At 44.2% G+C, this 23,720-nt stretch carries 23 protein-coding genes; 16 read left to right on the top strand and 7 right to left on the bottom strand.

Translation table 11 applies throughout. The features are described from left to right. A partial coding sequence (locus ACXAER_RS18335) for a retention module-containing protein (protein ID WP_474831669.1) occupies positions 1-996 on the bottom strand: 996 nt, incomplete at its 3' end. Positions 997-1,244: 248 nt separating this feature from the next. On the opposite strand from ACXAER_RS18335, the gene ACXAER_RS18330 reads away from it, so the two are divergent. The 4 genes from ACXAER_RS18330 (at position 1,245) to ACXAER_RS18315 (ending at position 7,327) form a co-directional block, all read left to right on the top strand. Next, a complete protein-coding gene (locus ACXAER_RS18330; protein WP_474831667.1) occupies positions 1,245-3,191 on the top strand; it encodes a TolC family outer membrane protein in 1,947 nt (648 codons plus the stop codon). A 76-nt stretch (positions 3,192-3,267) separates the two neighbouring features. After that, a complete protein-coding gene (locus ACXAER_RS18325) occupies positions 3,268-5,367 on the top strand; it encodes a type I secretion system permease/ATPase (protein WP_474831665.1) in 2,100 nt (699 codons plus the stop codon). Then, complete coding sequence (locus ACXAER_RS18320; RefSeq protein WP_474831663.1) at positions 5,364-6,731, top strand: HlyD family type I secretion periplasmic adaptor subunit; 1,368 nt, start codon at positions 5,364-5,366, stop codon at positions 6,729-6,731. The genes ACXAER_RS18325 and ACXAER_RS18320 overlap by 4 nt, the downstream gene beginning before the upstream one ends. Next, complete coding sequence (locus ACXAER_RS18315; RefSeq protein WP_474831660.1) at positions 6,731-7,327, top strand: response regulator transcription factor; 597 nt, start codon at positions 6,731-6,733, stop codon at positions 7,325-7,327. Before ACXAER_RS18320 ends, ACXAER_RS18315 begins: the two co-directional genes overlap by 1 nt. Here the strand turns inward: ACXAER_RS18315 and ACXAER_RS18310 are convergent. The 3 genes from ACXAER_RS18310 to ACXAER_RS18300 all read right to left on the bottom strand — a co-directional run bounded on the left by ACXAER_RS18310 (position 7,302) and on the right by ACXAER_RS18300 (position 11,272). Further along, positions 7,302-9,236 carry a bifunctional diguanylate cyclase/phosphodiesterase gene (locus ACXAER_RS18310; RefSeq protein ID WP_474831658.1) on the bottom strand — a complete coding sequence of 645 codons (1,935 nt, stop codon included), beginning with the start codon at positions 9,234-9,236 and terminating at the stop codon, positions 7,302-7,304. The two genes, ACXAER_RS18315 and ACXAER_RS18310, sit on opposite strands and share 26 nt — an antisense overlap. Before the next feature lie 6 nt (positions 9,237-9,242). After that, positions 9,243-9,923, bottom strand: coding sequence for a transglutaminase-like cysteine peptidase (locus ACXAER_RS18305; RefSeq protein WP_179982619.1), 681 nt, complete (start codon positions 9,921-9,923; stop codon positions 9,243-9,245). Between the two features lie 167 nt (positions 9,924-10,090). After that, entirely contained in the window at positions 10,091-11,272 is a 1,182-nt protein-coding gene (locus tag ACXAER_RS18300; RefSeq protein WP_474831654.1) for a flagellar assembly protein T N-terminal domain-containing protein, read from the bottom strand. A gap of 295 nt (positions 11,273-11,567) precedes the next feature. On the opposite strand from ACXAER_RS18300, the gene ACXAER_RS18295 reads away from it, so the two are divergent. Next, positions 11,568-12,053 carry an LPP20 family lipoprotein gene (locus ACXAER_RS18295; protein ID WP_474831650.1) on the top strand — a complete coding sequence of 162 codons (486 nt, stop codon included), beginning with the start codon at positions 11,568-11,570 and terminating at the stop codon, positions 12,051-12,053. A 126-nt stretch (positions 12,054-12,179) separates the two neighbouring features. Here the strand turns inward: ACXAER_RS18295 and flgN are convergent, their stop codons facing one another. The 3 genes from flgN to flgA form a co-directional block, all read right to left on the bottom strand. Further along, the gene (gene flgN / locus ACXAER_RS18290; protein ID WP_474831648.1) at positions 12,180-12,611 is read right to left on the bottom strand and encodes a flagellar export chaperone FlgN; all 432 of its coding nucleotides are present in this window, start codon (positions 12,609-12,611) and stop codon (positions 12,180-12,182) included. A gap of 71 nt (positions 12,612-12,682) precedes the next feature. After that, positions 12,683-13,012 (bottom strand): flagellar biosynthesis anti-sigma factor FlgM, encoded by a 330-nt coding sequence (gene flgM, locus ACXAER_RS18285; RefSeq protein ID WP_474831645.1) that lies wholly within the window; start codon positions 13,010-13,012, stop codon positions 12,683-12,685. A gap of 103 nt (positions 13,013-13,115) precedes the next feature. Next, positions 13,116-13,811 carry a flagellar basal body P-ring formation chaperone FlgA gene (gene flgA, locus ACXAER_RS18280; RefSeq protein WP_474831642.1) on the bottom strand — a complete coding sequence of 232 codons (696 nt, stop codon included), beginning with the start codon at positions 13,809-13,811 and terminating at the stop codon, positions 13,116-13,118. Positions 13,812-14,104: 293 nt separating this feature from the next. Here flgA and ACXAER_RS18275 point away from each other — a divergent pair, with 293 nt between their 5' ends. The 11 genes from ACXAER_RS18275 to flgJ all read left to right on the top strand — a co-directional run bounded on the left by ACXAER_RS18275 (position 14,105) and on the right by flgJ (position 23,703). After that, on the top strand, positions 14,105-15,034 hold the full coding sequence (locus tag ACXAER_RS18275) for a chemotaxis protein CheV (protein WP_474831640.1): 930 nt from the start codon (positions 14,105-14,107) through the stop codon (positions 15,032-15,034). Positions 15,035-15,049: 15 nt separating this feature from the next. Beyond that, positions 15,050-15,880: a CheR family methyltransferase gene (locus ACXAER_RS18270; RefSeq protein ID WP_474831637.1), complete on the top strand. Its 831-nt coding sequence runs from the start codon at positions 15,050-15,052 to the stop codon at positions 15,878-15,880. Positions 15,881-16,083: 203 nt separating this feature from the next. After that, positions 16,084-16,518, top strand: a complete 435-nt coding sequence (gene flgB / locus ACXAER_RS18265) for a flagellar basal body rod protein FlgB (RefSeq protein WP_474808281.1) — start codon at positions 16,084-16,086, stop codon at positions 16,516-16,518. A gap of 2 nt (positions 16,519-16,520) precedes the next feature. Beyond that, positions 16,521-16,943, top strand: a complete 423-nt coding sequence (flgC, locus tag ACXAER_RS18260; protein ID WP_118490030.1) for a flagellar basal body rod protein FlgC — start codon at positions 16,521-16,523, stop codon at positions 16,941-16,943. A gap of 31 nt (positions 16,944-16,974) precedes the next feature. Continuing rightward, positions 16,975-17,661: a flagellar hook assembly protein FlgD gene (gene flgD / locus ACXAER_RS18255; protein WP_474831633.1), complete on the top strand. Its 687-nt coding sequence runs from the start codon at positions 16,975-16,977 to the stop codon at positions 17,659-17,661. 14 nt (positions 17,662-17,675) lie between these two features. Further along, positions 17,676-19,061, top strand: a complete 1,386-nt coding sequence (flgE, locus tag ACXAER_RS18250; RefSeq protein WP_474831630.1) for a flagellar hook protein FlgE — start codon at positions 17,676-17,678, stop codon at positions 19,059-19,061. Between the two features lie 225 nt (positions 19,062-19,286). Then, positions 19,287-20,030 carry a flagellar basal body rod protein FlgF gene (locus ACXAER_RS18245; RefSeq protein ID WP_474831628.1) on the top strand — a complete coding sequence of 248 codons (744 nt, stop codon included), beginning with the start codon at positions 19,287-19,289 and terminating at the stop codon, positions 20,028-20,030. A 46-nt stretch (positions 20,031-20,076) separates the two neighbouring features. After that, entirely contained in the window at positions 20,077-20,865 is a 789-nt protein-coding gene (flgG, locus tag ACXAER_RS18240) for a flagellar basal-body rod protein FlgG (RefSeq protein ID WP_014948598.1), read from the top strand. Between the two features lie 11 nt (positions 20,866-20,876). Then, entirely contained in the window at positions 20,877-21,557 is a 681-nt protein-coding gene (gene flgH, locus ACXAER_RS18235) for a flagellar basal body L-ring protein FlgH (RefSeq protein WP_474831626.1), read from the top strand. Between the two features lie 21 nt (positions 21,558-21,578). Then, positions 21,579-22,691, top strand: coding sequence for a flagellar basal body P-ring protein FlgI (locus tag ACXAER_RS18230; protein ID WP_474831623.1), 1,113 nt, complete (start codon positions 21,579-21,581; stop codon positions 22,689-22,691). 61 nt (positions 22,692-22,752) lie between these two features. Next, positions 22,753-23,703 (top strand): flagellar assembly peptidoglycan hydrolase FlgJ, encoded by a 951-nt coding sequence (flgJ, locus tag ACXAER_RS18225; RefSeq protein ID WP_474831621.1) that lies wholly within the window; start codon positions 22,753-22,755, stop codon positions 23,701-23,703. Positions 23,704-23,720 lie beyond the last annotated feature (17 nt).

Below are 23,720 nucleotides of genomic sequence, written 5' to 3'. Positions count from 1 at the left end.
GTAGGTGCCATCGGCTTGCACAATGGCAGTCACGGTTTGAGTATTGCCTGCACTGTCGGTAATGGTTAGCGTAACTGTGCTGCCAGGAGTGGCATCGGTTGTACCTGAAAGGGTAGGCGTGGTGTCGTTATCAGAACCCGGCGCATTAATGGTAATGGTTGGAGCGGTAGCGTCAATTTCACCGGTGGTAGAACTATCAGCAGTATTACCTGTTGGTTCTAACACGGTAGCATCTACCGTGAACTCACCATCAGCCAGTGCATTTGGTACGTCTACACTGAACGTACCGTCGTCTTGTACTATGGCGGTAACAACCTGAGTGTTTCCCTCACTATCGGTAACGGTTAGTGTAACTGTACTGCCTGGAATTGCTGAAGTAATGCCTGATAGTGTTGGCGTGGTGTCGCTTGTTAAGCCAATCGCATCTAGGGTAAGTGAAATGTCTTGTGCTTGCTCGCCTGTTCCAGAAAACTCAACTGGCGTAACATCGTCGTTGCCATTTGCACTTTGATCGAACTGGAAACCCACTGGATCGACTTCTTCATTTATGCGATCAACGCGCACAAAATTACTACCGCCGTCAGTACCAGCACCGCCATCTAGGCCCGCTGCGGTTGCTTCTAACGATTCTAAAATGTCTCCGTCACCAGCAAGCACATCAAGAAAGTCAGCGTCACCTTCTTGGTTGTTGCCATCAACGCCGTCAACACCGTCAAGTAATGCTGTTAGCTCATCGACACTTTCATCAAAAACAGCAAATTCATCGTCAGAATTGTTTTCGGTAAAGTCTAATTGCAGCGGGAAAGTAACACTTTGTCCGGCTGGAAGTGTGCGAAGTTCTCCATCTACACTTACGGTAACAAATCCATCAGGTGATATGTTCAATACGTCGCCCTCTGCCACCGTCATACCGACAGTAACATTGACCTGCTCACCGGTTTCTCCGCGAATCAAAGAAGCCTCGCCGTTTACTCCCGCAATGATTACTTCAGCCATGTTTCCCTCTCAATCAATAAATTTTCACGCTATACAAAAAGCGTAGCAGAGGATTTACATTCGGTTACCGGACCGTGGTACGGAGAGTCTTTGTTCTTTGGTATAAGACTAGGTAGTTACCCCTAATTTATTAATAATTAGTCTATTTGTAAGTTGCTAGATTTGCAGAAATACATATGGCGACTATGTTTTAGGGATAAGAGACGAAACAAATGTCGTTTAGATTCTTAAAATTATGAGATGTAAATATGATGTCGATGAAAACAGTGCTGTCCAAGGCTATGCTTGGGTTGTCGGTCGCTTTGCTTGCTGATATTGCCGCAGCGCAGAGCAATGGAAGTAACGATTTGTCGGTTAATTTGGAAGACTATGTACGCAAGGTAGTAAACGAAAATCCGGAAGTACAAGCCAGTTGGCGTCAACTTCAAGTGGCTATGTCAGATGTCGACATCGCGAGAGGCGGTTTTCGCCCACAGGTCGATGTATTGGCGTCGAGCGCGTACACCGATAGAAATTATGGCTTAGAACGAGAATACATGGGCCATACTGCTCAAATCACCCTCACCCAGATGTTATATGACGGTTTTTTAACAAGCAGTGAGGTGAAGCGTTTTAAGCAAGCACAAGTTGTACGGTTTTTTGAACTAATGGGCGAAATTGAGCAGAAGTCATTAGATACCGCCCTTGCTTATATGGATGTTCAGTTGTTTCGAGAGCTTTTGAAGCTTGCTGAAGAAAACCTGATTACTCATGTTGATGTGTTCAAACAAATTGAAGAAAGCGTTGAGGCTGGAGTAGGTCGTAGAGCTGACTTAGAGCAAATTAGCGGTCGTCTTTCCCTTGCCGAGTCTAACGTGCTTACTGAGCTATCGAATTTGCACGATGTTACCGCACGCTTTTTGCGGTTGGTGGGTGAAAAGCCTGCTCAAAACCTACAGTCAGTATCAATAAACTCTGCTTTCGTTGATGCAAACGTCACAGATATACAATCTTTACTTACTAGCGCGTATGGTACTAATCCACAATTTAATGCTGCTATTTATAACATAGATGCGCAGCGTTATGCGGTCGATAGTGCAAAGAGTCTCTACCATCCTCAGGTTAATTTGACCGCAAGTTATGGTGCGCAAACACGAGACCAAGCTGCATTGAATAACACCATTACCGAGGCGAGTGTCGGCGTAAATTTTTCTTATAACTTGTATAACGGTGGGTCGGATAGCGCGGCGATTCGACAAGCATTGTCGCAAGTAGACTTAGCAAAAGATTTACGGGATAAAGCCTGTATCGATATGAGACAAACGGTACAAATTGCTTACAACGACATTATCAATATATCCGAGCAGCTACCTTCACTGAATGCTCACCGCTTATCTTCAGACCGTGTGAAATCTGCCTATATGGACCAATTTACTATAGGAGAACGATCACTACTGGATTTACTCGATTCAGAAAATGAGTACTACGAATCGAGTCGTGCGTACTTAGAAGCCCAGTATACGCTAGAAAAAGCGCGTGTAAGACTGCTTGCAGCATCGGGAAGCTTAGCGCAAACACTAGGCATTACTAAAGAGGGCGTGCCTGATGTACTAAGTAAAGCTGAAGAAAAAATTAGCTACGACCCTAATTATGTATGCCCTGTAATTCGCACGAACTTTGAAGATGAACTGAATATATTAAAGCGCGATTCTGATGGAGACGGCATTGTTGATTTATGGGATGACTGCATAGATTCAACACCTGGCGCTATGGTCGATGACTTTGGCTGTGAAGCGAAAGAGCCTGAATTGGCACCAGAACCAAGTGCTGCAGACTTCACTTTGGACAACGCAAATATAATAGAGTCGTTTAATGTAAACATTGAGTTTGCCTCTAATTCTACCGAGGTTTTACCTGAATATGAGAACTCCCTTCAAGAGGTTATCGATGCGCTTAATAGTGACGCTAATTCTGGTGTCATCATTCACGGCCATGCTTCTTTAGATGGCGATGCGGCATACAACCAGCGCTTGTCTGAACGCAGAGCAAAGGCAGTTGCGTCGTTGCTGATGGCCAAAGCCAATATAGAAGCAAGAAGAATTACTGCGGTTGGTTATGGAGAGAGTCGTCCACTGATTGATGAAGAATCAGATGAAGCGAATGCTCGAAATCGCAGAATTGAAGCGGCTATTATCCAGCTTCCTACTAACGAATAGTGATGTGTAGGCCTATATGAAGGAAAAGAAGGTCGTAGACGACATATCTTATTTGGAGAGACAAGGGGGAGTGTTGATGGATTGTTTAATAACAATCTGTCACGCCCATCATTTAGATGTATCTCGAGTTAGCTTGCTTAGCGGACTGCCTTTAGACCGCGGTGAACTATCGCCTACCGGATTTGAGCGCGCAGCAAAACGAGCGGGGCTCGCCAGTAGAACAGTAAAACGCGAGCTAGACCATATCAACACTGCAATTTTACCCGCCGTTTTAGTGCTAAGTGATAAGCAAGCCTGCGTTCTACATGGGCTTGATAAAACCCATGCCAGAGTTTCATACCCGGAACTCGATGATGCTGTAGTCGAAGTACCAAGAGATGAGCTAAGTGCTAGCTATACAGGGTATGTTATTTTTGCTCGCCCCGAGATGAATGCACAAGAAACCAATGCTCAAATTGATAAGTCATCAGTAGGGCATTGGTTATGGTCATCCATGAGAACGGCAAAAGGTTTGTATCGCGACGTTCTTTTAGCGTCCGTTTTTATCAGTTTGCTTTCTATCGCATTACCCCTGTTCGTAATGAATGTTTACGATAGGGTAGTGCCAAATGCTGCGCTAGAAACCATGTGGGCACTCGCTATTGGCGTTTTACTTGTGCTAGCCGCAGATTTTTTATTGCGCATGCTTAGACAGTATTTTGTAGAGTTGGCGGCGAGTCGATTAGATGTCACGCTATCGGCGAAAATAATGGAAAAAGTGCTGTCTATAAATTTAGCGAGCAAGCCTGCTAAAAGTGGTTCATTTATAAATAGCCTACAGTCTTTTGAAAGTATTCGGCAGTTCTTCGGTTCAGTCACTTTAGTGGCGCTGGTTGATTTACCCTTTGGGCTACTTTTCGTAGTCATTATCGCCATGATTGATTTTTATCTGATCATTCCAATACTCATTGGTGCTACTGCGCTTTTTCTTTATGCGATGAAGGCGCAGCGGGTAATGCGTTCTCTTTCTGAAGAATCGATGGAAATCAGCTCTCGTAAAAGCTCGCTTGTGACTGAAAGCGTAACGTCATTAGAGGACGTTAAAGCGTTTGGTTATCAAAGTAGAAATCAAAGTGCGTGGGAAAAGCAGACGATATTTCTTGCCAAAGTCAACGCCAAACTACGTTTAGTATCAATGTCGGTTAATAACGCTGCGCTCTGGATCCAGCAATCTGTGGGTGTGGTTATTATCCTCACTGGTGTTTACCTCATTATTGAGGGCGTGATAACACAAGGTGGGCTAATAGCCGCTTATTTATTATCAAGCCGAGCTATGGGGCCGGTTTCTCAGGCTGCCGCATTGCTTGCGCAATTCCATCACGCTGAAACCGCAAAGAATGCCCTTGATGACATTATGTCTTTACCAAGTGAAACAGGTAGCAATAAACAGATTAAAAACAATGTCGTGCTAAAAGGGAATATTGACGCTAGCCAGCTTTGCTTCAAGTACCCAGATGAAACCGTACTCGCGTTAAAAGACATTAACTTCTCTATTAAACAAGGGGAACACGTTGCTATTTTGGGTAAAAACGGGTGCGGAAAGTCAACGTTAAACAAGCTTCTTATGGCTTTTTATCGCCCCGAATCGGGACAACTTTTGTTGGATGGGATAGACCTTCAGCAGTATGACCCAACGCTGTTACGTAAACAAATAGGCTATGTACCGCAAGATGTGAGCCTTTTTCACGGCTCATTAAAAGACAATATTTTGCCAGAGGATACACATATTGACGAGGCTGAGTTTTGGGAAGTCATTACCCAATGCGGCTTGGCAAAGCTAGTTAATGGAAGTGCGAGTGGCATAGAGCAAAATGTGGGGGAGCGTGGCTGCTTGCTGTCGGGTGGGCAGCGTCAGGCTGTGGCGATGGCAAGGGCCATAGTGCGAGACCCAGCAATCTATATTATGGATGAACCAACTTCAGCCATGGACTCAACTAATGAAGCACAGATGAAGGAAACGATTAAGGCGGCGACGGCTAGTAAAACTCTTATTATTAATACACACAGAACCACATTACTCGATTTGGTAGAACGGGTCATTGTTGTAGAAAACGGAAAAGTGATTGCCGATGGTAAAAAGGAAGAGGTACTAGTGCAGTTTAGACAACCCAGTCAAGTATTGAAGAGGGCACCATGATTTTGAAAAGTGATGGTGAAAAAAAGGACTGGTTACAGCGGCTAATGCGAGGCTGGCTCGCGCCGCCCCCAGGTCAAGATTGGGTGTTAGAAGCGGAATGGTCGCGCATTATGCAAACGCCGGTAAAAGCCCGTGGCCTGCTCTATGTCGTGCTAATAGTACTGTTTTTGTTAGTGGTGTGGTCTTATTTCGCTGAGATTGACGAAGTGGCTAAAGGTGATGGGAAGGTGATTCCGTCACAGCAGCTGCAGGTGCTTCAGTCATACGATGGCGGGATAGTACAGGAAATCTTAGTACGTGAAGGACAAACCGTTGAAGCGGGGCAGGTGCTGTTGAAAGTTGACCCCACGCGTTTCCTATCCAGTTTAGAAGAAAATACCACGCAATTTGCAGCTCTTGCGGCAAAGGTGCAGCGCTTATCTGCGCTCACCCAGGGCGAGGTGTTGCGGTTTAACCGAGAGCTTCAAGAAGAAGCGCCTACCATCGTTGATAATGAGAGAAAACTCTATAACTCGAATTTAGCTGAGCTTGATGAAATCGCGGCAGGTTCTGACTCTCGCATTTTACAACGCCGACAAGATGTTGAAGAAGAGCGAGCTAATCTATCCCAATATCAAAATGTGCTGACGCTTTCTAAAAAAGAGCTGGCGGTGACTAAGCCATTGTTAGCATCAGGGGCAGTGTCTGAAATCGAAATTCTTCGATTAGAAAGACAAATTGTTGAGCTTGAAGGCAACATTAGCAAATCTAAAGTGGCAATAGAGCGTGGGTTAAATGCTATTGAAGAAGAAATTATTAAGAAGGAAGAAGCTCGCCTCAAGCTAGTTAATCGATGGAATCAAGAATTGACCGATGCGACTGGTGAAATGGCTATGCTACAGCAGTCTCAAACCAGTCTGGAAGATGTAGTATCGCAAGCAGATTTGCGTTCGCCTATCAATGGAACGGTTCAACGGCTACTCATCAACACGGTTGGCGGCGTTATTACACCTGGTAGCGCCGTAGTCGAGCTAGTACCTCAAGATGATCAGCTCATTGTCGAGGCAAAAGTTTCACCAAAGGATATCGCATTTATAAGAGAAGGGCAGCCGGCCATTCTGAAATTTAGTGCATACGACTTTACCATTTATGGCGGAATGACGGCTGAAGTTCAGCACATTAGCGCAGATGCTATCACCAATGAAAAAGATGAAACCTACTACCTTGTAAGGCTAGAAACAAAGCGCAGTATTGCCGATGAGTCTCTAGATATTTTGCCAGGTATGATTGTGCAAGTCGACATTTTGACAGGTAAGAAAACTGTACTTAACTATATTTTATCGCCCTTGTTTAATGTGACAGCCTCTGCGCTGAGGGAGCGTTAATGAGACATTTCATTGCTGAAAAAGACCTACAAGGTGCACTGACTCACTACACTTGGTCCAGTTATAGTAGTGTCACTCAGTTGGAGTGTGATGAGAGCGATTGCGTTTGGGTTTTGACAACTGATGATAGCTGGCGTCAACAGCTAATAGAGGCCAAACAAAAAGTTAACAACCTTGTACTGCTAACTTACAAATATGACCGGACAGAAATGCAAACGGCGTTGATGTTAGGCGCTAGAGCATATTGTCATGCATTAGGAACCCAATCTCTACTATCTTCTGTAGCCCGTGTTATAGAAGCGGGAGGAATGTGGTTGCCCAATGAATTATTAACACAGACCACATCAAATATAGCCGCTAATATGCAAACGAAGCGGGTTCTACCCTCATTGCAAGGGCTCACAAACCGAGAAAAAGATGTATTGAATGGTATTTTGGAAGGGTTAAGTAACAAAGAGATAGCAAGAGAGCATGGTATTACTGAGCGTACCGTTAAAGAATATGTGGGTACGCTCCTTCACAAGTTTGAAGCGAAAGACCGGATAAGTTTATTGCTTCGTATAGGTGAGTTTAGTCATCTAAAAGATGCTCTATAACTTCAATATGCGAAACCACACCGTCTATCCCTAATTCAATAAACAGTTCTTGGTAATCTGAACGCTTTACGCCGTCTGCATAGACCTTTATGCCAAAAGTATGTGCAAGGGAGCAGAAGCCACGTATGAAGGCGTGATTGGCAGGGTTGAAATCGATATCTGCCATAAACGCTGAATCGATTTTTACATAATCTAAACCCATTTCCTGCACGTTCAACAGTTGCGAGAAAGATTCTCCAACTCGCTTCAAGCCCACTTCGCAACCTTTGGCTTTTAGGGTTGTACAAAAATCTCTAAACTCATCAGGGAAGCGAGTCGCGGTAGATTCTCGCACCTCAAAACACAACTGTTTCGCTGCCTTTTCGTTGGTACCGATTTGATAATAAAGTTGAGCAAGAACCTCTGGGTTGAGCATGAACTGCTCAGAACAGAGAAACGCAAATTTTGAGTTTGTTTTAGTGTTATTAATATAGTTGATCAGGCTAGTAATCGTTGTTAGCTCTAATTGGGGTAGAAGCCCGAGATAGCGAGCCCAATGGGTATAATAACCACTTTTTCTTAGTTCACCATCTATTGTAACGCCCGCCCAACTCTGATAGTGAACCAAATTGCGGTCAATATCTAAAACCGGGAAGTTAAAGGTTTCTACACCACATTCGTCAATAGTATTTTGTAACTCTTTTTCCCAGCGTTTTTGCTCTACCAAGCTAATAAATTCTTTAAGGGTCGACTCGATAAAGGGTTCATCCATATCTAGTAGTTCTGCTTCATCAATCATCGCATCTGCACGCATTAGTAAAGCAGAGAAACTATCATCTGGGCGAAGTTTAACAACAGACTGAAATACCTTGGGATCGCCAACTTCGCTGAATGCACTTAGGCAGGCGCCATGAACCGCTTCAGATATAGCTACGGCATCATGGGTTTCAGTAAGCAAAATAGCAAACTCGTTTTTTTGCATTCTAGCAATTCGGCTGTCAGTAAATTGATGATGATGTAACGCAAGGCAATCGTTAATTTCTTCAACAAAATCTTGAATACGCTTTTTTCTGATATTTGCCGGTGAGCGCAAAAAGCCTTTGCCTTCGGTAAATCTGACGAAGAAAAGGCAGTTCACACCTTCAGTGTCTCTAAAAGCTAGCTGCCCTTTTAGAATTGAGATGAAATAATCCCTATTTGCTACACCAGATTCGTCATCAAATTGTGTTTTGTAGCGCATAAGATCAAGGCGCGTATTCTCTTCATCCATGATCTTTCTAGAGTTAGTAGCAAGAAAGTTCATAGCGCGCACTACACGCTTAAGTTCTAATGTACGAGGCTCTTTTAGCTGGATAAATTGCATTTGCTGAAATGATTCAGCTTGGCGCACAACACCGTCTAAAGGCCTGATAATATAGCGCAGTGCCCAGCCCCCTAAAAAGCCTGAAAATATGCCGACCAGTGATAAACCAAAAATAAGTCGTTTAGTGGCGCGCCACATTGATGCAACGGCAAAGCTGGTATCTGTTTCGACATAAACCGTACCGTATTGACCCCAACCTTCGCTTACTTGGGCGATACCGGGTTTGACTATGGGAGAAAAGTTATCTGAAAACCACTTTGGCGTATTTTCGTCCAACTGCACTTCATGAGTGTATTCAGAAACGATTTCACCGTCAGATTTTTGAAGTACAATGGAAGCGTAGTGACCAATGTCAAATTGTGACATTATGAAGAGATCGAGCGAAACAGGGTCTTTATCAAGCCCACTTAGGGTAAGAGCAAGCATACTCGCGTTGTCTAAGTTTTTTGAATATAGCTGTTCTTCTACGTATTGCTTGGTAGTTATTCCATGAATTGTGACACTACCTACAATTGCAACAAGGACGACGACTACAATGGCTAGCCATAATTCTCTTGTTATTGACATAAACTCCTAAGACCTTCTGCTAATCCCCTCCTGCTTCATGCGCTCAATAACATCACGCCACCTTGATAGTCTGCTGGTAGACGAAGAAACTTGTGCAGTTTTACCCGGCTGCCAAATACCCGAATCATTAAAACTGAATACAGGAATTAAGTCCGTCCGTTGAGAACCTGGCAACACATTAGACACTAAGCTATCTAGCACCAAAGGATCCGATGAAGGGGAATCATAGTATCCTAGTACCATATGTGCTTGCGTTACTCGGCTTCTACCAATTTTCGCTTTTACATAAATTAGGCGAAGTTTAGAACTATCGATACCTAAGTGTAGCAGAGCTACGTATTTTGCAATGGCATAATCCTCACAATCTCCGCGAGAATGACCAAAAAGTTCCGAAGGCGTGGCCCAATAGTCTTTTTGTTTGAATACGATATCGTCGGTAGCGTACTGGATATGCTCGTCAAAGAAAGCGTTTACACCGATTAGCTGCTCTTTAACAGCCTTATTTTCAAGGTCGTGAAGTTTAGTTTCTAGCGCACTGACATGTAAGGCTTTGTCAGCTCCAAAATTATTTTTAACTTCCTGTTCGAGCTTTGGAAACTCGATGACATAGTGATCCCTCAGTTGTTGTCCAGCCAGTAGCAAGGCTACTAATGCTAAGCAGTGCGACGCAAACAGAGAAAGGGTCATATTTTTATTATGTAGGTCATACTAAAGTATAAGAGAGAGTACTTATCTCTATCTGAAGTTTAAGTATTAGATACTATACGTAGTTATAGGTATAACACGGGTTTGTTGATATTCCAACCCTGTTTCCCCAACGCCAGTGACTTACATTTGATAAAGTGAAAGCTAATTTACTTCTTAACTACAAAATCGTTTTCCTGAATATTCGCAGTAATTCCCGATGTAGCGTTGACTACCACAGACGAATTGCCATATGCACTATCAACAATAAATGTACCGGGGTAGAGTGTATATTGAAGATATTTTCTACCGCGATTATCGACCACCTCTTTGGCCTGATAAAGGTATAGTTCATCTTTTTCAGATATGCCATTATCTCGCCCAAGAGATATCGAAATTTTGTTGTTCGCAATGTTGATAACGCGACCCGTAACAGGTTGGCAGGCTGTCGCTTCTTTAATATCCTCTATTAATTGGCTGATTGAGCCATCAATCGCCCGACCGTAGCGTGATTGCCAAAAGGATGACGAAAATTCATCAATGTCTTCAAATCTGTCAAACGTCCACTCTTCATTAGCATTGTAAGAGGAACTGAACAATAGGCCGCCGTTTATTCCGTCATAAACTTGTACAGACATTGCAAAAGCACGGTGTGAAGTGTTGCTTCGCCATGGTGTAAACATGGATGCTTCTTTTTGTGTAACGCTTAAATCATCAATAACCCCGACAATAACGAATTGCGTGTTACTTTGATCTGATAGTGTACGTACGTTTTTGTCGGTATAACGGCTATCAAACTTTGCAGTATGGGGAGCAACGTAAGTAATACTGAGATTGTCTGTCTGTTCTTGCATTGCCTTAGCTAAACGCTGCGTAAACGCCTTATCAAAGTGTGGAATATTTCCTTCAGTCAGTTGTGTTCTGTTTCTTATTCTAAAGTGAGTAGTGGCAAAGTGCTTTTGGTCCTGCTGTGCTGAGCATACTTCCCCTCTAGGAAAGATGTCTGCACGTACACTAACTGTGACTACATCACCGTTATAAGTTTCGCTGACGAGCTCTAACTGTTCGACTTCGCCCGTTGAACTAATTGTCATCTCTTCGTTTTTCAGAAGCCCATTAGTTAGTTTGGCTACACTTTGCACTGACGCCCCAGCAAATAACATAGCTTGTTTGAGCGCATCCTGTGTTGCTGCGCGTTTTGCTGCTTCCTTGTTACCGTTCATTACCACAGCCTGTCCAGTGGCTTCATACCAAACGGCATGGGCTTGCCCAGCGATTAGGCTAAGTAGGCAAACAGCGGCCATTGCTCTGCTTAAACATGCCATTAGCGTTGTTTTGCTTGCTTGTCGCACGTGACACCTCTGTGGTTGTTTAGTTATTGCGATTAAATAATGTCGTAATCAATGCGAGACCTACGCGAGTTCTATGCGAAAAAAGTGCCAATTAAAGTGGGAAGCTATCTTTAAAAGCAAACGGGCGCATATATTGCTTATTTCCTTCTAACCAAGGTCTAAAACTGCAAAATGTGTTATGAAAGTTTAGTCGCCTCATAACGCTTTGCTCAAAGGTTATTAGCCTACATAGGTAATGAAAGTAAACAATCAGACGTCACTAAGTCGTTATTAATGCACACAGAGGTTTTAAATTATGTGGTTGAATAGACTAAAAAATTCAAAGCTACTTTTGCGGTCTTCTATGTTTGGCCTGGCAGTTTCTTTGAGTGGATGTGGCATTATCGATAAGCACGTCGAATGGGAAACCGTTGAGCCTGAAACTTACCCTGTTTTAAAGGCGGTTGGTTACGCACCGATTTCATCGCAAAAAGGCGAGTCTGACAGTATGAAGCTAATAATGGCGATGAAAGCGTCAAAATTAGATGCATACCGAGAGTTGACCGAGCAGGTATACGGTCAAAAAATAGAAGGTAGTCAGTCTGTATCACGCCTTGTTGTTGACAGTGAAACGTTACGCGCGTCTGTGGAAGGAGTAATAAGAGGCGCCGAGGTCGTTAAAACCTATCCCGTTGGGAAAGATACTTACGTAACTGAGCTTTCTTTAGATATGCAGCAAGTCTACGATATTTATTTGTCGACTGCTAAGCCGCGCCGAGTGAAAGATGTAAAGTATTACTAGAAGAAAACCCAAAGGAGGGTCGCACCAACAACATCGAAAGAAAGTATATAAAGGTGCGTAATAAGGAAGTGAGATTGCCTGCCGAAGCGATTAGTACTCCGCGACGTTAAAATGCGGCGTAAACGCTTAAGCACTCACTCCGGCACCTAAAGTTCCGCCTTTTGGCTTCCCTTTTTTGTCGTAAGTAAGTGATTCTTTTGCTCGAACTTCCATCATCAAATTCCGCAAGTGTGTGAGGCGTAGCTGTCCTTGCTCTACGGCTTTTTGATTAACCTGTGTTCGATATTTGCAATCTTCAAGAAGCTTCTTTGCCTCAACCATTAATGCTTCATCGTCTTCCGACATCGCATTTTCGTTGTCGATAGCGTCTTCAATCGTTGCATCCAGCGATTGAATAGAACCCAGAAGGGCTGTTTTTTCGTCTAACAAGTTCATCAAAGATTCAGCGTCACGCGAGCTAATAAGCTGCAGTTCTTTTTCAAGCAGCGACGCAAGTGAAGTCATTTGTTCCACTTGACGTGATAATGCTTGTGTTAACTGGCTTACTTGTTCTGTCACTATACTTGTCTCATTGAACGTGTCTGATAAATTCTAACTAGTTATTTGACACCAGATTATTTAGTGCCGAATTATTTAGTACCAAAAATCTCGGATTCTAGCTTCGAGATTTTATTAGCAAGCACTTCAGGATTAACCTTGTACTCACCACTTTGAATCGCTTTTTTAAGACGGTCCACTTTCTCTTGGTTCACAGGTGCTTCAGACCCTTTCTTTTGAACTTGATTCAACTGCTGAGCAGATTGCGTCAATGAAACCGAGTCCTGTCTTGGAGCTGGAGCTGTTTGTGCCGACTGCGCTGAAGCTTGTTGTTGAGATTGTTGCGTCTGATTTTGCTGCGCAACTTTCCCGTTATCAACGGGTGTTTTAGGTAACCCATTGTTTATATTGTTAATTGCCATATTTAGTCCTCACTACTATTTTGCCTCTGTGATATATATCGGCCTCTAGGCTAATATCTTTAGCTAAATTGGAAACAAAACAGTAGATATTTTACGCTCACTTTTATAAGTGTATCACGACTTCTTCAGGGCTTGCGACTCTGGCAATTACGGCCTTCTGGCTACTGGCATTAATCACCTTTATGTTATCGCCAACTACGCCATCTTGCTGCGCTATTCCTGCCGTCTTAACTTCCATTCCTGCAACCTCTGCGGTAATCGTTATTCTATCGCCTTTACATACAAAGCATAGCATATTTGACTGTATAGCTTGACCACCGGTAATACGACGCTTCATTCTAGCTCCAATCAATGAAGCTACATCGGTAAATGCAGTATGCCGTAACCGTCGTACGTCAACTTTTGCCAGGGTTAAATTAGATGACGTTAAAACAGTTCCCGGACTTATTGCGCCTTGAGTGACTACAATTTCCTTGGTGCGCGTTACCTGTCCGCTAGTAAACAAATACCATTCATTGTTCTTACAGCTTACTCTCACTGATATGTAAGATTGGCTAAGTGCTTCCTGCGATGCGTTGTATTGAAAGCCCGTTGGGCAGTCAGGAATATTTATCCTATCGTCTATCTTCACAATGTCGACATCAATGTTAGTATCCTGCGAAGTATCAGTGAGTTGATTTATCAAATACTGCTTGGCACCTTCTTCAACTCGCTGATGGTTAGTCGTTGCCCCATAACATTGTGCGCTAAGTAAACCGAGCACTAAGCTGGTGAACGAGCGATAGAATGTAATCCGCATTTTGTTGTTTATCTTTTCCATCATGACTTTTCGTGTTCAGTTTGCGAGTTATTGACTATGCTTAATAAAATACATGTTTGTGAATATCAGGTTTGGCGGCAAAATAAACTTCAAAGGTTTGCTTAGAAAGCTTCAACAGCGGCTCATCTAGCGGGTTACGCTGAAATGCGTGTGAAGCTTAAATTAACCATAGGCGTCATTTTTCTGTCGTTTGACCTGCAAAAATTTAATGATATTGTCTATCTTTACTATGAGAGGCAATGATCATGCCCAGTATTACTTAGAGGTGACCTATGTCGGGGATTTTAGATTCGGTAAACCAGCGAACACAGCTTGTTGGGCAGAATCGCTTAGAGTTGTTGCTGTTTAGACTGAACGGTCGTCAACGGTTTGGTATTAACGTGTTTAAAGTACGTGAGGTGCTTCAATGTCCGCCGCTTACTGCAATGCCAAAATTAAACCCGTTGGTTCGCGGTGTAGCACACATTCGAGGCCAGACGATTTCGGTTATCGACCTGAGCATGGCTACACGTGGTCGTAAAATTGAAGACCTCTCTAACGCGTTTATCGTAATTGCTGAGTACAACCGTTCTGTCCAAGGCTTTTTGGTAGGCGCTGTTGAACGCATCATTAACACTAACTGGGATGCCATCATGCCGCCGCCGCAGGGTACAGGGCGGGCCAGTTATTTGACTGCAGTCACTGAGGTAGAAAACGAACTCATTGAAATACTCGACGTAGAGAAAATTCTAAACGAGATTTCTCCGCTAAATGCTGAGGTCAGCTCGGATGTCGCTGAAGGACTAACTACTGAAGGGCAAGAGAACAAAATCATCTTTATTGCTGATGACTCGGCAGTAGCGAGAAATCAGGTTAAAAAAGCGCTTACATCGCTTGGTCTTGAAATTGAACTGGCTAAAAATGGCCTTGAAGCACTCAACCGACTTAAAGAAATTGCCGAAGAGTACGGTGATGTGACCAACCGCGTTGGTGTATTAGTCTCGGATATTGAAATGCCGGAAATGGACGGTTATACCCTCACTGCGGAGATAAGAAATACGCCTGAGTTACAAAAGTTACATGTTGTGTTGCATACTTCGTTAAGTGGTGTATTCAACCAAGCTATGGTACAGAAAGTTGGGGCGGATGATTTTATAGCTAAGTTTCACCCCGATGAGCTTGCTGTTGCTGTACAAAAATGGCTCATGGCTGAGTGCGAGTAACGGAGCAAAAAAGGATTGGCTAATAAAGACGTTTCGCCTGCGAGCTACTTCAAGTTCAGAGAGTTTCTAGAAAAGCAATGCGGCATAGTGTTGGGAGAGAATAAACAATATCTCGTCCGTAGTCGTTTGGCTTCGTTGCTTTTTAAGCATAAATACGAGTCTGCAGACGAACTCATTGATGTTGTTGTACGCGGTTTTGATAGAGCTTTGTTACAAAGCGTTATAGACGCGATGACAACTAACGAAACATTATGGTTTCGCGATAATTATCCCTTTGATCTTCTAATAAAAGAATTATTGCCGTCCCTATCAACGAAACATCAGAAGATCCGTATTTGGAGTGCTGCGTGTTCATCTGGACAGGAACCTTATTCCATTGCTATGTCCGTGCTTGAATTTCAGCGTCAACGCCCGGGGGCTCTTAGAGCGGGCGTTGAAATTGTCGCTACTGATTTGTCATCTGAGATGTTGCAAAAGTGCGAAGCTGGCATTTACGACGAGTTGTCTCTTGCCAGAGGGTTATCTCCACAGCGAAGACAAGCTTTTTTCCAACAAAACGAAAAGGGACTTATGCAGGTGAAGCCTGAGGTTCGCCGTATGGTAAGCTTTAGGAGTTTAAACCTGCTTACAAGTTATGCCGCGCTCGGTCGGTTTGATATTGTGTTTTGCCGCAACGTGTTGATTTACTTTTCAGCAGAAGTAAAGCAACGGATCCTGCAACAAATTGCCGGACAACTGCAGCCTAACGGCGTTCTATTTCTTGGCGCATCAGAGTCTATAAGTGCTGCCAGTGATATCTATAGCATGGTGAAGTGCCACCCTGGCCTTTACTACCAAAAAAAATGATCTAACTTATCGGCTTGATAAATAAACTTTTTTGTAACTCAAGCCGACTTACTGACCTTTATACCTTCCGTCAAAAACCCATTGTGGCATCTGCCTTGCTAACTATTCAAACAAACGACAGTAAAACGGCAAAAGTTAAACCCTTATAGTTCCGTTTAGCTTGTCAACACGAAACGTTTTTAAAGTATGTCAGAGGTCATGTTATGGCTATTAACCTAGATAAGCTGGTGGGCTTTCACGAGTCAGCACTGAAGATACGCACAGAGCGTATGGAGGTTATTTCGGGGAATCTAGCTAACGCAAATACCCCTGGTTACAAAGCCAGAGATATTGATTTTAACAAAGCCATGCAGTCGGCAATGAGCGAAGCATCTAGTGGAACCAAACAACATGCTTCTTCCGGATTGGTAAGGACAAATGAACGCCACCTAGGCGGCAACTCTTCGTCTGTTGCGGCAAATTTTGACATGCAGTACCGCGTACCCACCCAACCGGATACCGGCGACGGTAATACGGTAGAAGTCCAAGCGGAAAGAAACCGGTTTTTAGACAATGGATTGCGCTACCAAGCAAGCCTTGAATTTTTAAATGGAAAAATTAAAGGCATGAAAAAAGCACTTAGCTCAGGAGGTCAATAGTCATGAGTTTATTTAACGTAATGCAAATTTCGAGTACGGGTATGGAGGCGGAAAATGTTCGCCTTAATACCACGGCGAGTAATATTGCTAATGCAAACTCGGTAAGCAGCAGCTATGACGAAACCTACCGAGCTCGCCACCCTGTTTTTGCCACGGCATTACAAGACGCTATGCGAGATCAGTCGAAGGGCGCAGGTGTTCAGGTTAAGGGCATAGTGGAAAGTGATGCTCCACTTCAGGTGGAATATGCGCCTAATAACCCAATGGCAGACGAAGAGGGCTATATCTACAAACCTAACGTCAATATTGTAGAAGAAATGGCGAATATGATGTCTGCGTCTAAAGCGTATGAAACAAACGTACAGGTAGCGGATACCACCAAACGAATCTTCCGCCGCGTACTTCAGTTAGGTCAAGGGCAGTAATTTGCCGCTTGAATAATGTGAGGATTAATCAGTGAACACCATAAATAACACCGGCTTAAATACGGACCTGTACTGGCAGGAAGAAACTGTAAAAGTTGCCGATGGTACCGAGCAGCAGCTAACCCAAGAAGATTTCTTTTCGATGTTGACGGAACAGCTTGCCAATCAGGATCCTACGGCACCGGTTGATAACGATCAGATGGTGGCCCAGATGACGTCATTTACGATGGCTGACGGCATCTCCCAGCTTAACGAGAAATTCGAATCGTTTGCGGCTTCAATGACATCTAATCAAGCACTGCAGGCATCGAGTCTCATCGGACAGAACGTGCTAGTTCAAGGTAATGTCGGTTATATGGCGAACGAAGGTGAAGGGCTCTCTGGCGTCATCGTAAACGAGAAAACTGTTCAAAACATGACGATTAGCATTGAGAACCAGTTCGGTGAGGTTATTAAAACCATTGATGCAGGAACACAAAGTGCCGGCAACATTGAGTTTGAGTGGGATGGCAAAGATAAACATGGAAACCAGATGGCACCCGGTGAATATGTTATCAGTGCCACTGGCGAACTAAACGGCGAAGGCGTTCAGCTTAACACTGCCGTTAATCGTCATGTTGGAAGTGTCAGCTTGGCCGGTAGTGGTCAGGGCGTAATTTTGAATTTGGATGGTGATGTCAGTATCAATCTTGATGACGTCATTCAAATCGGCAGTTAGTAGGAGAATCAATAATGTCTTTTAATATTGCACTGAGTGGCGTATCGGCCGCACAAAAAGATTTGGATGTAACCGCCAACAACATCGCAAACGTAAATACAGTTGGCTTTAAAGAATCTCGTGCTGAATTTGGTGATGTTTATGCTGCATCATTGTTGGCAGGTGGCAAAACAAAAGTGGGTGATGGTGTACTTACCCAAGAGGTTGCGCAGCAATTTTCTCAAGGTAGCCTGCAGTTTACTAACACGTCGCTTGATCTCGCGATTACAGGTAATGGTTTCTTTGCAACGGTACCTGAAATTACGTCTCGTGACTTTTCGTTTACTCGTGCTGGTCAATTCAAGCTCGATAGTGACAATTTCGTGGTGAATAGTAATGGCGATAATCTTCTGGGTTTCCCAGTAAACGCTGATGGAACCAGTGCATCAGTTGCGCTGAGTACTACAGAACCTGTTCGTATTCCGGATTCTTCAGGCTCACCGCAGCAAACCTCTGAAGTTGATATTCGTATGAATCTTCCTGCCGGTGATCTTGGACTAGACCCTCAAGACTTCAACCCTGAAGATCCGTTGACGTATAACGCAGCAACATCGGTTACCGTTTATGATTCTTTGGGTGATAGTCATGTTATGACCTATTATTTTATCAAAGACGGTTCACCTGGCGTTGATAATGAATGGTATGTGGCCACAGCAGTCGACGATACCCTCGTTGATATGACAGACTCTACGGGTGCCGATACTGACCCAGCCACAGCAGTTAACTCGGTTGGCGGTAATACAGGTAATGCAGTAACTGCATCTAAACTTATCTTCTCTCAAGGCGGTGATTTTTCTGGTATGGAAACGCCAGATGGCTTACCAACGTTAGATTTCAAGATGCAAACTGAAGCATTGGGCGCTGGTATTCTTGCAAATGGCTCAGACCCTACGCAGCAGATTAGCATTGACTTCAACCTCGATGTAAATAACGCCACGCCTAATGAGCCAACGCAGTTTGCATCTGCTTTTGAAGTAACGTCATTAGAACAAGATGGTCTGCCAGTAGGACGACTCACGGGTATTGATATTGGCCCAGACGGCTTGGTACGTGCCACTTTCTCTAACGGAACCTCTGAGCCGATTGTTCGTGTGGCGCTTGTTCGCTTCTCTAACGAGCAAGGCCTAACGCAAGAAAGCAGTACTCAGTGGAAAGAGAGTATTCTTTCAGGTGAGGCACTCGCGGGTGAAGCAACAACCGGTACCTTCGGTGAGATTAATTCATCAGCCCTTGAACAAGCTAACGTTAACCTGACAACCGAGCTTATCGATATGATTATCGCTCAGCGTAACTTCCAGGCTAACTCACGAGCGCTTGAGGTAAATAATTCACTGAACCAGACTATCCTGAACATCCGATAGTTAAGGTAAAGCGCCGTTTATTTGAATATAAAAGCGGCAATACATTGGCGTATAAGCCCTCCATTATTGCCGATATTTACAAGAGCCGCACAACCGCGGCTCTTTTATTTTCCTTTAAATATCAATTTAATACCTTTCATATTTTCTATCTGAGTTAAAAACCCACAGATTGGCATCGCCTTTGCAAAATCTTGTTTAAGGTTTAATCAGAGTCAAAAGTCAGTCATGGACAAACTTCTCTATATTTCAGCGAGTGGCGCATCTCAAGACCTATTAGGTACGGGGATTAGAGCCAATAACTTAGCCAACGCGCAGACAACCGGGTTTAGAGCTCAATTAGAGCAAGCGAGATCGATGCCGGCTTACGGTGAAGGTTTGCCAACCCGCGTATTTTCTATGACTGAAAGCCCGTCTAACAATTATGAGTCGGGCCCTATGATTAAAACGGACCGAGATTTAGATGTGGCCATTCAAGGGGATGGTTGGTTTGCGGTACAAGATCAAAATGGTCAAGAAGCTTATTCCCGTGATGGCAACTTCAAACTAGGCGATGACGGAATTTTGACAGACATTCACGACCGTGTGGTGCTAGGTGACAACGGGCCGATTTTTTTACCTGTGCCTCTTGATAACCTAAACATTGCTGCTGACGGCACCTTGTCAATGAGACAGTTAGGCGCCCCGGCAAATGTTATCGAAGAAGTGGGTCGCCTTAAGTTAGTCTCGCCTAATTACGCGGATATGGAGCGCGGCACCGACGGCTTATTTAGAATGGAAGATGGCTCCATTGCGCCGGCCAATGCCAACGTCAAAGTAATGTCTGGCATGCTTGAAGGCTCAAACGTTAATGCTGTTGAAGAGATGGTAGACATGATAAGTCTTCAACGTCACTACGAGTTACAAGTCAAAATGATGAAGCAGGCAGAAGAGCTTGATACTCGCGGTAACCAGTTGCTGCGCATACTGTAAATGAATTTTAAACACCGTTGCCCTTTGAGCAACGTCGGAGGTTAACATGCATCCAGCACTATGGATTAGTAAAACCGGACTAGACGCCGCACAAACCGATGTGGCAGTGGTGTCTAACAACTTAGCAAACGCATCAACTGTAGGCTTTAAAAAAGACCGCGCAGTATTTGAAGATTTGCTTTATCAGAATATCAATCAGCCAGGCGGTCGTTCTTCTGCTGACACCGAACTACCATCTGGACTAATGCTTGGTTCAGGTTCAAAAGTGGTCGCTACGCAAAAAGCACATACGCAGGGCAACTTGCTCACCACTGAAAATGCGTTGGATATGTCAATTCAAGGTCGTGGTTATTTTGAAATTTTGCAGCCCGACGGCACGATTGCTTACTCAAGAAATGGTCAATTTTCCTTAAACGACCAAGGGCAAATTGTTACCTCTGGCGCTGGTTTCTTACTTCAGCCTGAAGTAGCTATTCCTGAAGATGCGCAGCAAATCACTATCTCGCAAGATGGTGAAATCAGCGTGAGCATCCGCGGTCAAGCTGAACCTCAGGTATTGGGGCAGTTAAATATTTCTGATTTTGTGAATCCGACGGGGCTTCAGCCTACCGGACAAAACCTTTATGTAGAGACGGCATCGAGCGGTGCACCTATTCAAGGTATCCCTGGGCTTCAAGGTTTAGGTTATATCTCTCAAGGAACCCTTGAAACGTCAAATGTAAACGTGACCGAAGAGTTGGTAAACCTGATCGAAAGCCAGCGTTTGTATGAGATGAACTCAAAAGTTATCTCGTCAGTTGACCAAATGCTTGGTCAGGTTATTCAGCAACTTTAGTAGGTAGCGTCATGCGTATTTTAGGTTTATCTGTTGCACTATTTTTACTTGGCGGTTGCGCCAGTACAAACGAACCTCCTGTTCAGGCAAATGATCCCTCGTTTGCGCCAGTAGTGCCAGATTACCCGCGTGAAACGGTGGTTGAAGACGGTTCGCTATTTCGTTCGTACATGGCAAACAGTTTGTACTCTGATGTTACCGCCAGACGAGTGGGCGACATTATTACGGTTACTTTGAACGAAAGTACGTCAGCCAGTAAGTCTGCTGACACCACTACAGCTAAAGATACTAATGTAAACCTAGATACGATAACCGGCCTAGGTGGTCAGGCGGTAAATATTGGTGGCCAATCTATTCAATTAGGGATCGGATCTTCTCGCGACTTTAGCGGTGATGCTGCAGCTAACCAAAGCAACAGTTTAGATGGTGCCATTTCTGTAACGGTTGTAGATGTATTGCCAAACAATAATTTGGTTATTCGCGGCGAGAAGTGGTTAACGCTGAACCATGGTGATGAGTACATCCGTTTAACAGGCATTATTCGCCCTGCAGATATTAGCCCTGAGAATGAGATAGTGTCCACGAAGGTAGCCAATGCTCGCATTCAATATTCGGGTACGGGTACATTTGCGAGAGCGCAAGAAAAGGGTTGGTTAACTAAGTTTTTCGATTCAACTTGGTGGCCTCTTTAGGTTTTTGGTAGGAGAGTGGACATGCGTTTATTTTCAGTCGTATTAGCCGTATTAACACTGCTTTTATCTTCACAAGCAGCGGCGCAGCGTATTAAAGATTTAGCAAGCATACAGGGCGTGCGTAGCAACCAATTAGTAGGGTATGGTCTTGTCGTTGGTTTACCTGGTACCGGCGAGCAAAGCCCATTCACCGAGCAAAGTTTTAGAACCATGCTAAGCAATTTTGGTATCAGCCTTGATGCTAATACCAAACCAAAAATTAAAAATGTGGCGGCGGTTGCTGTTCATGCCGAATTGCCTGCTTTCGCAAAACCGGGTCAAACCATTGATATCACGGTTTCTTCCGTTGGTGAAGCATCAAGCCTTCAAGGCGGAACACTTCTTCAAACGTTTCTTCGTGGTGTTGATGGCAAAGTCTATGCGGTAGCACAAGGTAGCTTAGTGGTTAGTGGGTTTGGTGCGCAGGGAGGCGATGGGTCGCGTATTGTCGTCAATACGCCTACCGTAGGCAGAATTCCAAATGGAGCTATGGTTGAACAATCGGTTCCTAGCGGTTTTGCGAATGGCGATACGCTGACCCTTAATCTTCATTACCCAGACTTTTCAACGGCAAAAGCACTTGCAGACACTATTAACGAGCGCTTAGGCGCACAACCTGAAAATGGCTACATAATTGCAAAACCCATCGACGCCGCATCTGTCCGAGTAACTGCTCCCCGGGATGTTGGCCAGCGAGTTGGCTTCTTGGCTACTCTGGAAAACTTTGAATTTACGCCGGCAGATGCACCAGCACGCGTTGTGATAAACAGCCGTACCGGCACAATCGTAATAGGCAGCGACGTACGCTTATTGCCTGCGGCCATTACACATGGCGGTTTAACAGTAACGATTTCTGAAAATCAGCAGGTTGCTCAACCCAATGCATTTGCTGACGGTGAGACAGTGGTGACCACACAGTCAATTGTAGATGTCGATTTAGCTGATAGCAGAATGTTCAAGTTCGAGCCAGGCGTCACTCTTGACCAACTAGTTCGCGCAGTTAATGAAGTGGGCGCGGCACCGGGGGATTTAATGGCAATTTTAGAAGCTTTACGCCAAGCGGGCGCTCTACGCGGCGAGCTTGTGATCATCTAAATCAAACAGTCTATACAAGCATCCGATAGGAATAATAAAGGGTTACAGCGGAATAAATACGATGGAATCACTAAGCACAAAAAATCAGCTTGATATGGCTCGTAATGTCCATGATATGGGTAGCATTAACAAAATGCGCGAAGCCATTGCGTCGGGTGATGAAACAGTATTGCAAGAAGCTGCCCAGCAGTTTGAAGCGATATTTGTGCAGATGATGTTGAAATCTATGCGTAAAGCGCAAGATGCGCTTGCCGATGAGAATAGCCCGTTCAATTCTCAACAAGTGAAGTTTTACCGCGATATGCACGACCAGCAGCTGGCTACAGATTTAACATCAGGCGGTGGCTTGGGGTTAGCTGATGTTATTGTGAAACAGTTAGGCCAAACCGAAAATAGTTATACGCCTGCTAGCGTTATAAGAAGTGACGGTGATATTTCATCGCTAAATAGAAGTCGTGAATACAAGGTCGCTGAGGCACAAGGCATAGCGCTTTCCTCTAATTCGATAAAAAGCCAGGCGGCACAAAAAGACGCCATGTTCGAGAGCCCAGAACAATTTGTTGAGAGCCTTATGCCTATCGCCGAGAAAGTGGCGGAGAAATACGGCATGGATCCAAGAGCAATCATTTCTCAGGCTGCGGTTGAAACAGGCTGGGGAAAATTTGTCATTCACAAATCTGATGGCACTAGTTCGCATAATCTGTTTGGCATAAAGGCGAATAAAGGCTGGCAAGGAGAACAGGCGGTGGTGGATACATTGGAATTCAACAATGGGCTGCCACAGAAACAAAAGGCTACCTTTAGGTCTTACGGTTCGGTTGAAGAAGCAATGGATGACTATGGCCGTTTTATTACCTCGCAGCCTCGCTACAGCCAAGCTGTGGAAAATGCTTCAGATGCTGCGCGTTATACAAGTGCGCTCCAAGACGCCGGTTACGCTACTGATCCTGAATATGCCAGCAAGATAATGGCTGTTTACAACAGCGAACGTCTCAGTGCGCTGATGCCATAGTTTAAGTGCTATAGGTG

The organism is Alteromonas sp. AWJ4_199 (genome assembly GCF_056159165.1).
The sequence above is the reverse complement of the archived record's forward strand: the minus strand, read 5'-3'. Positions and strand labels throughout refer to the sequence as shown.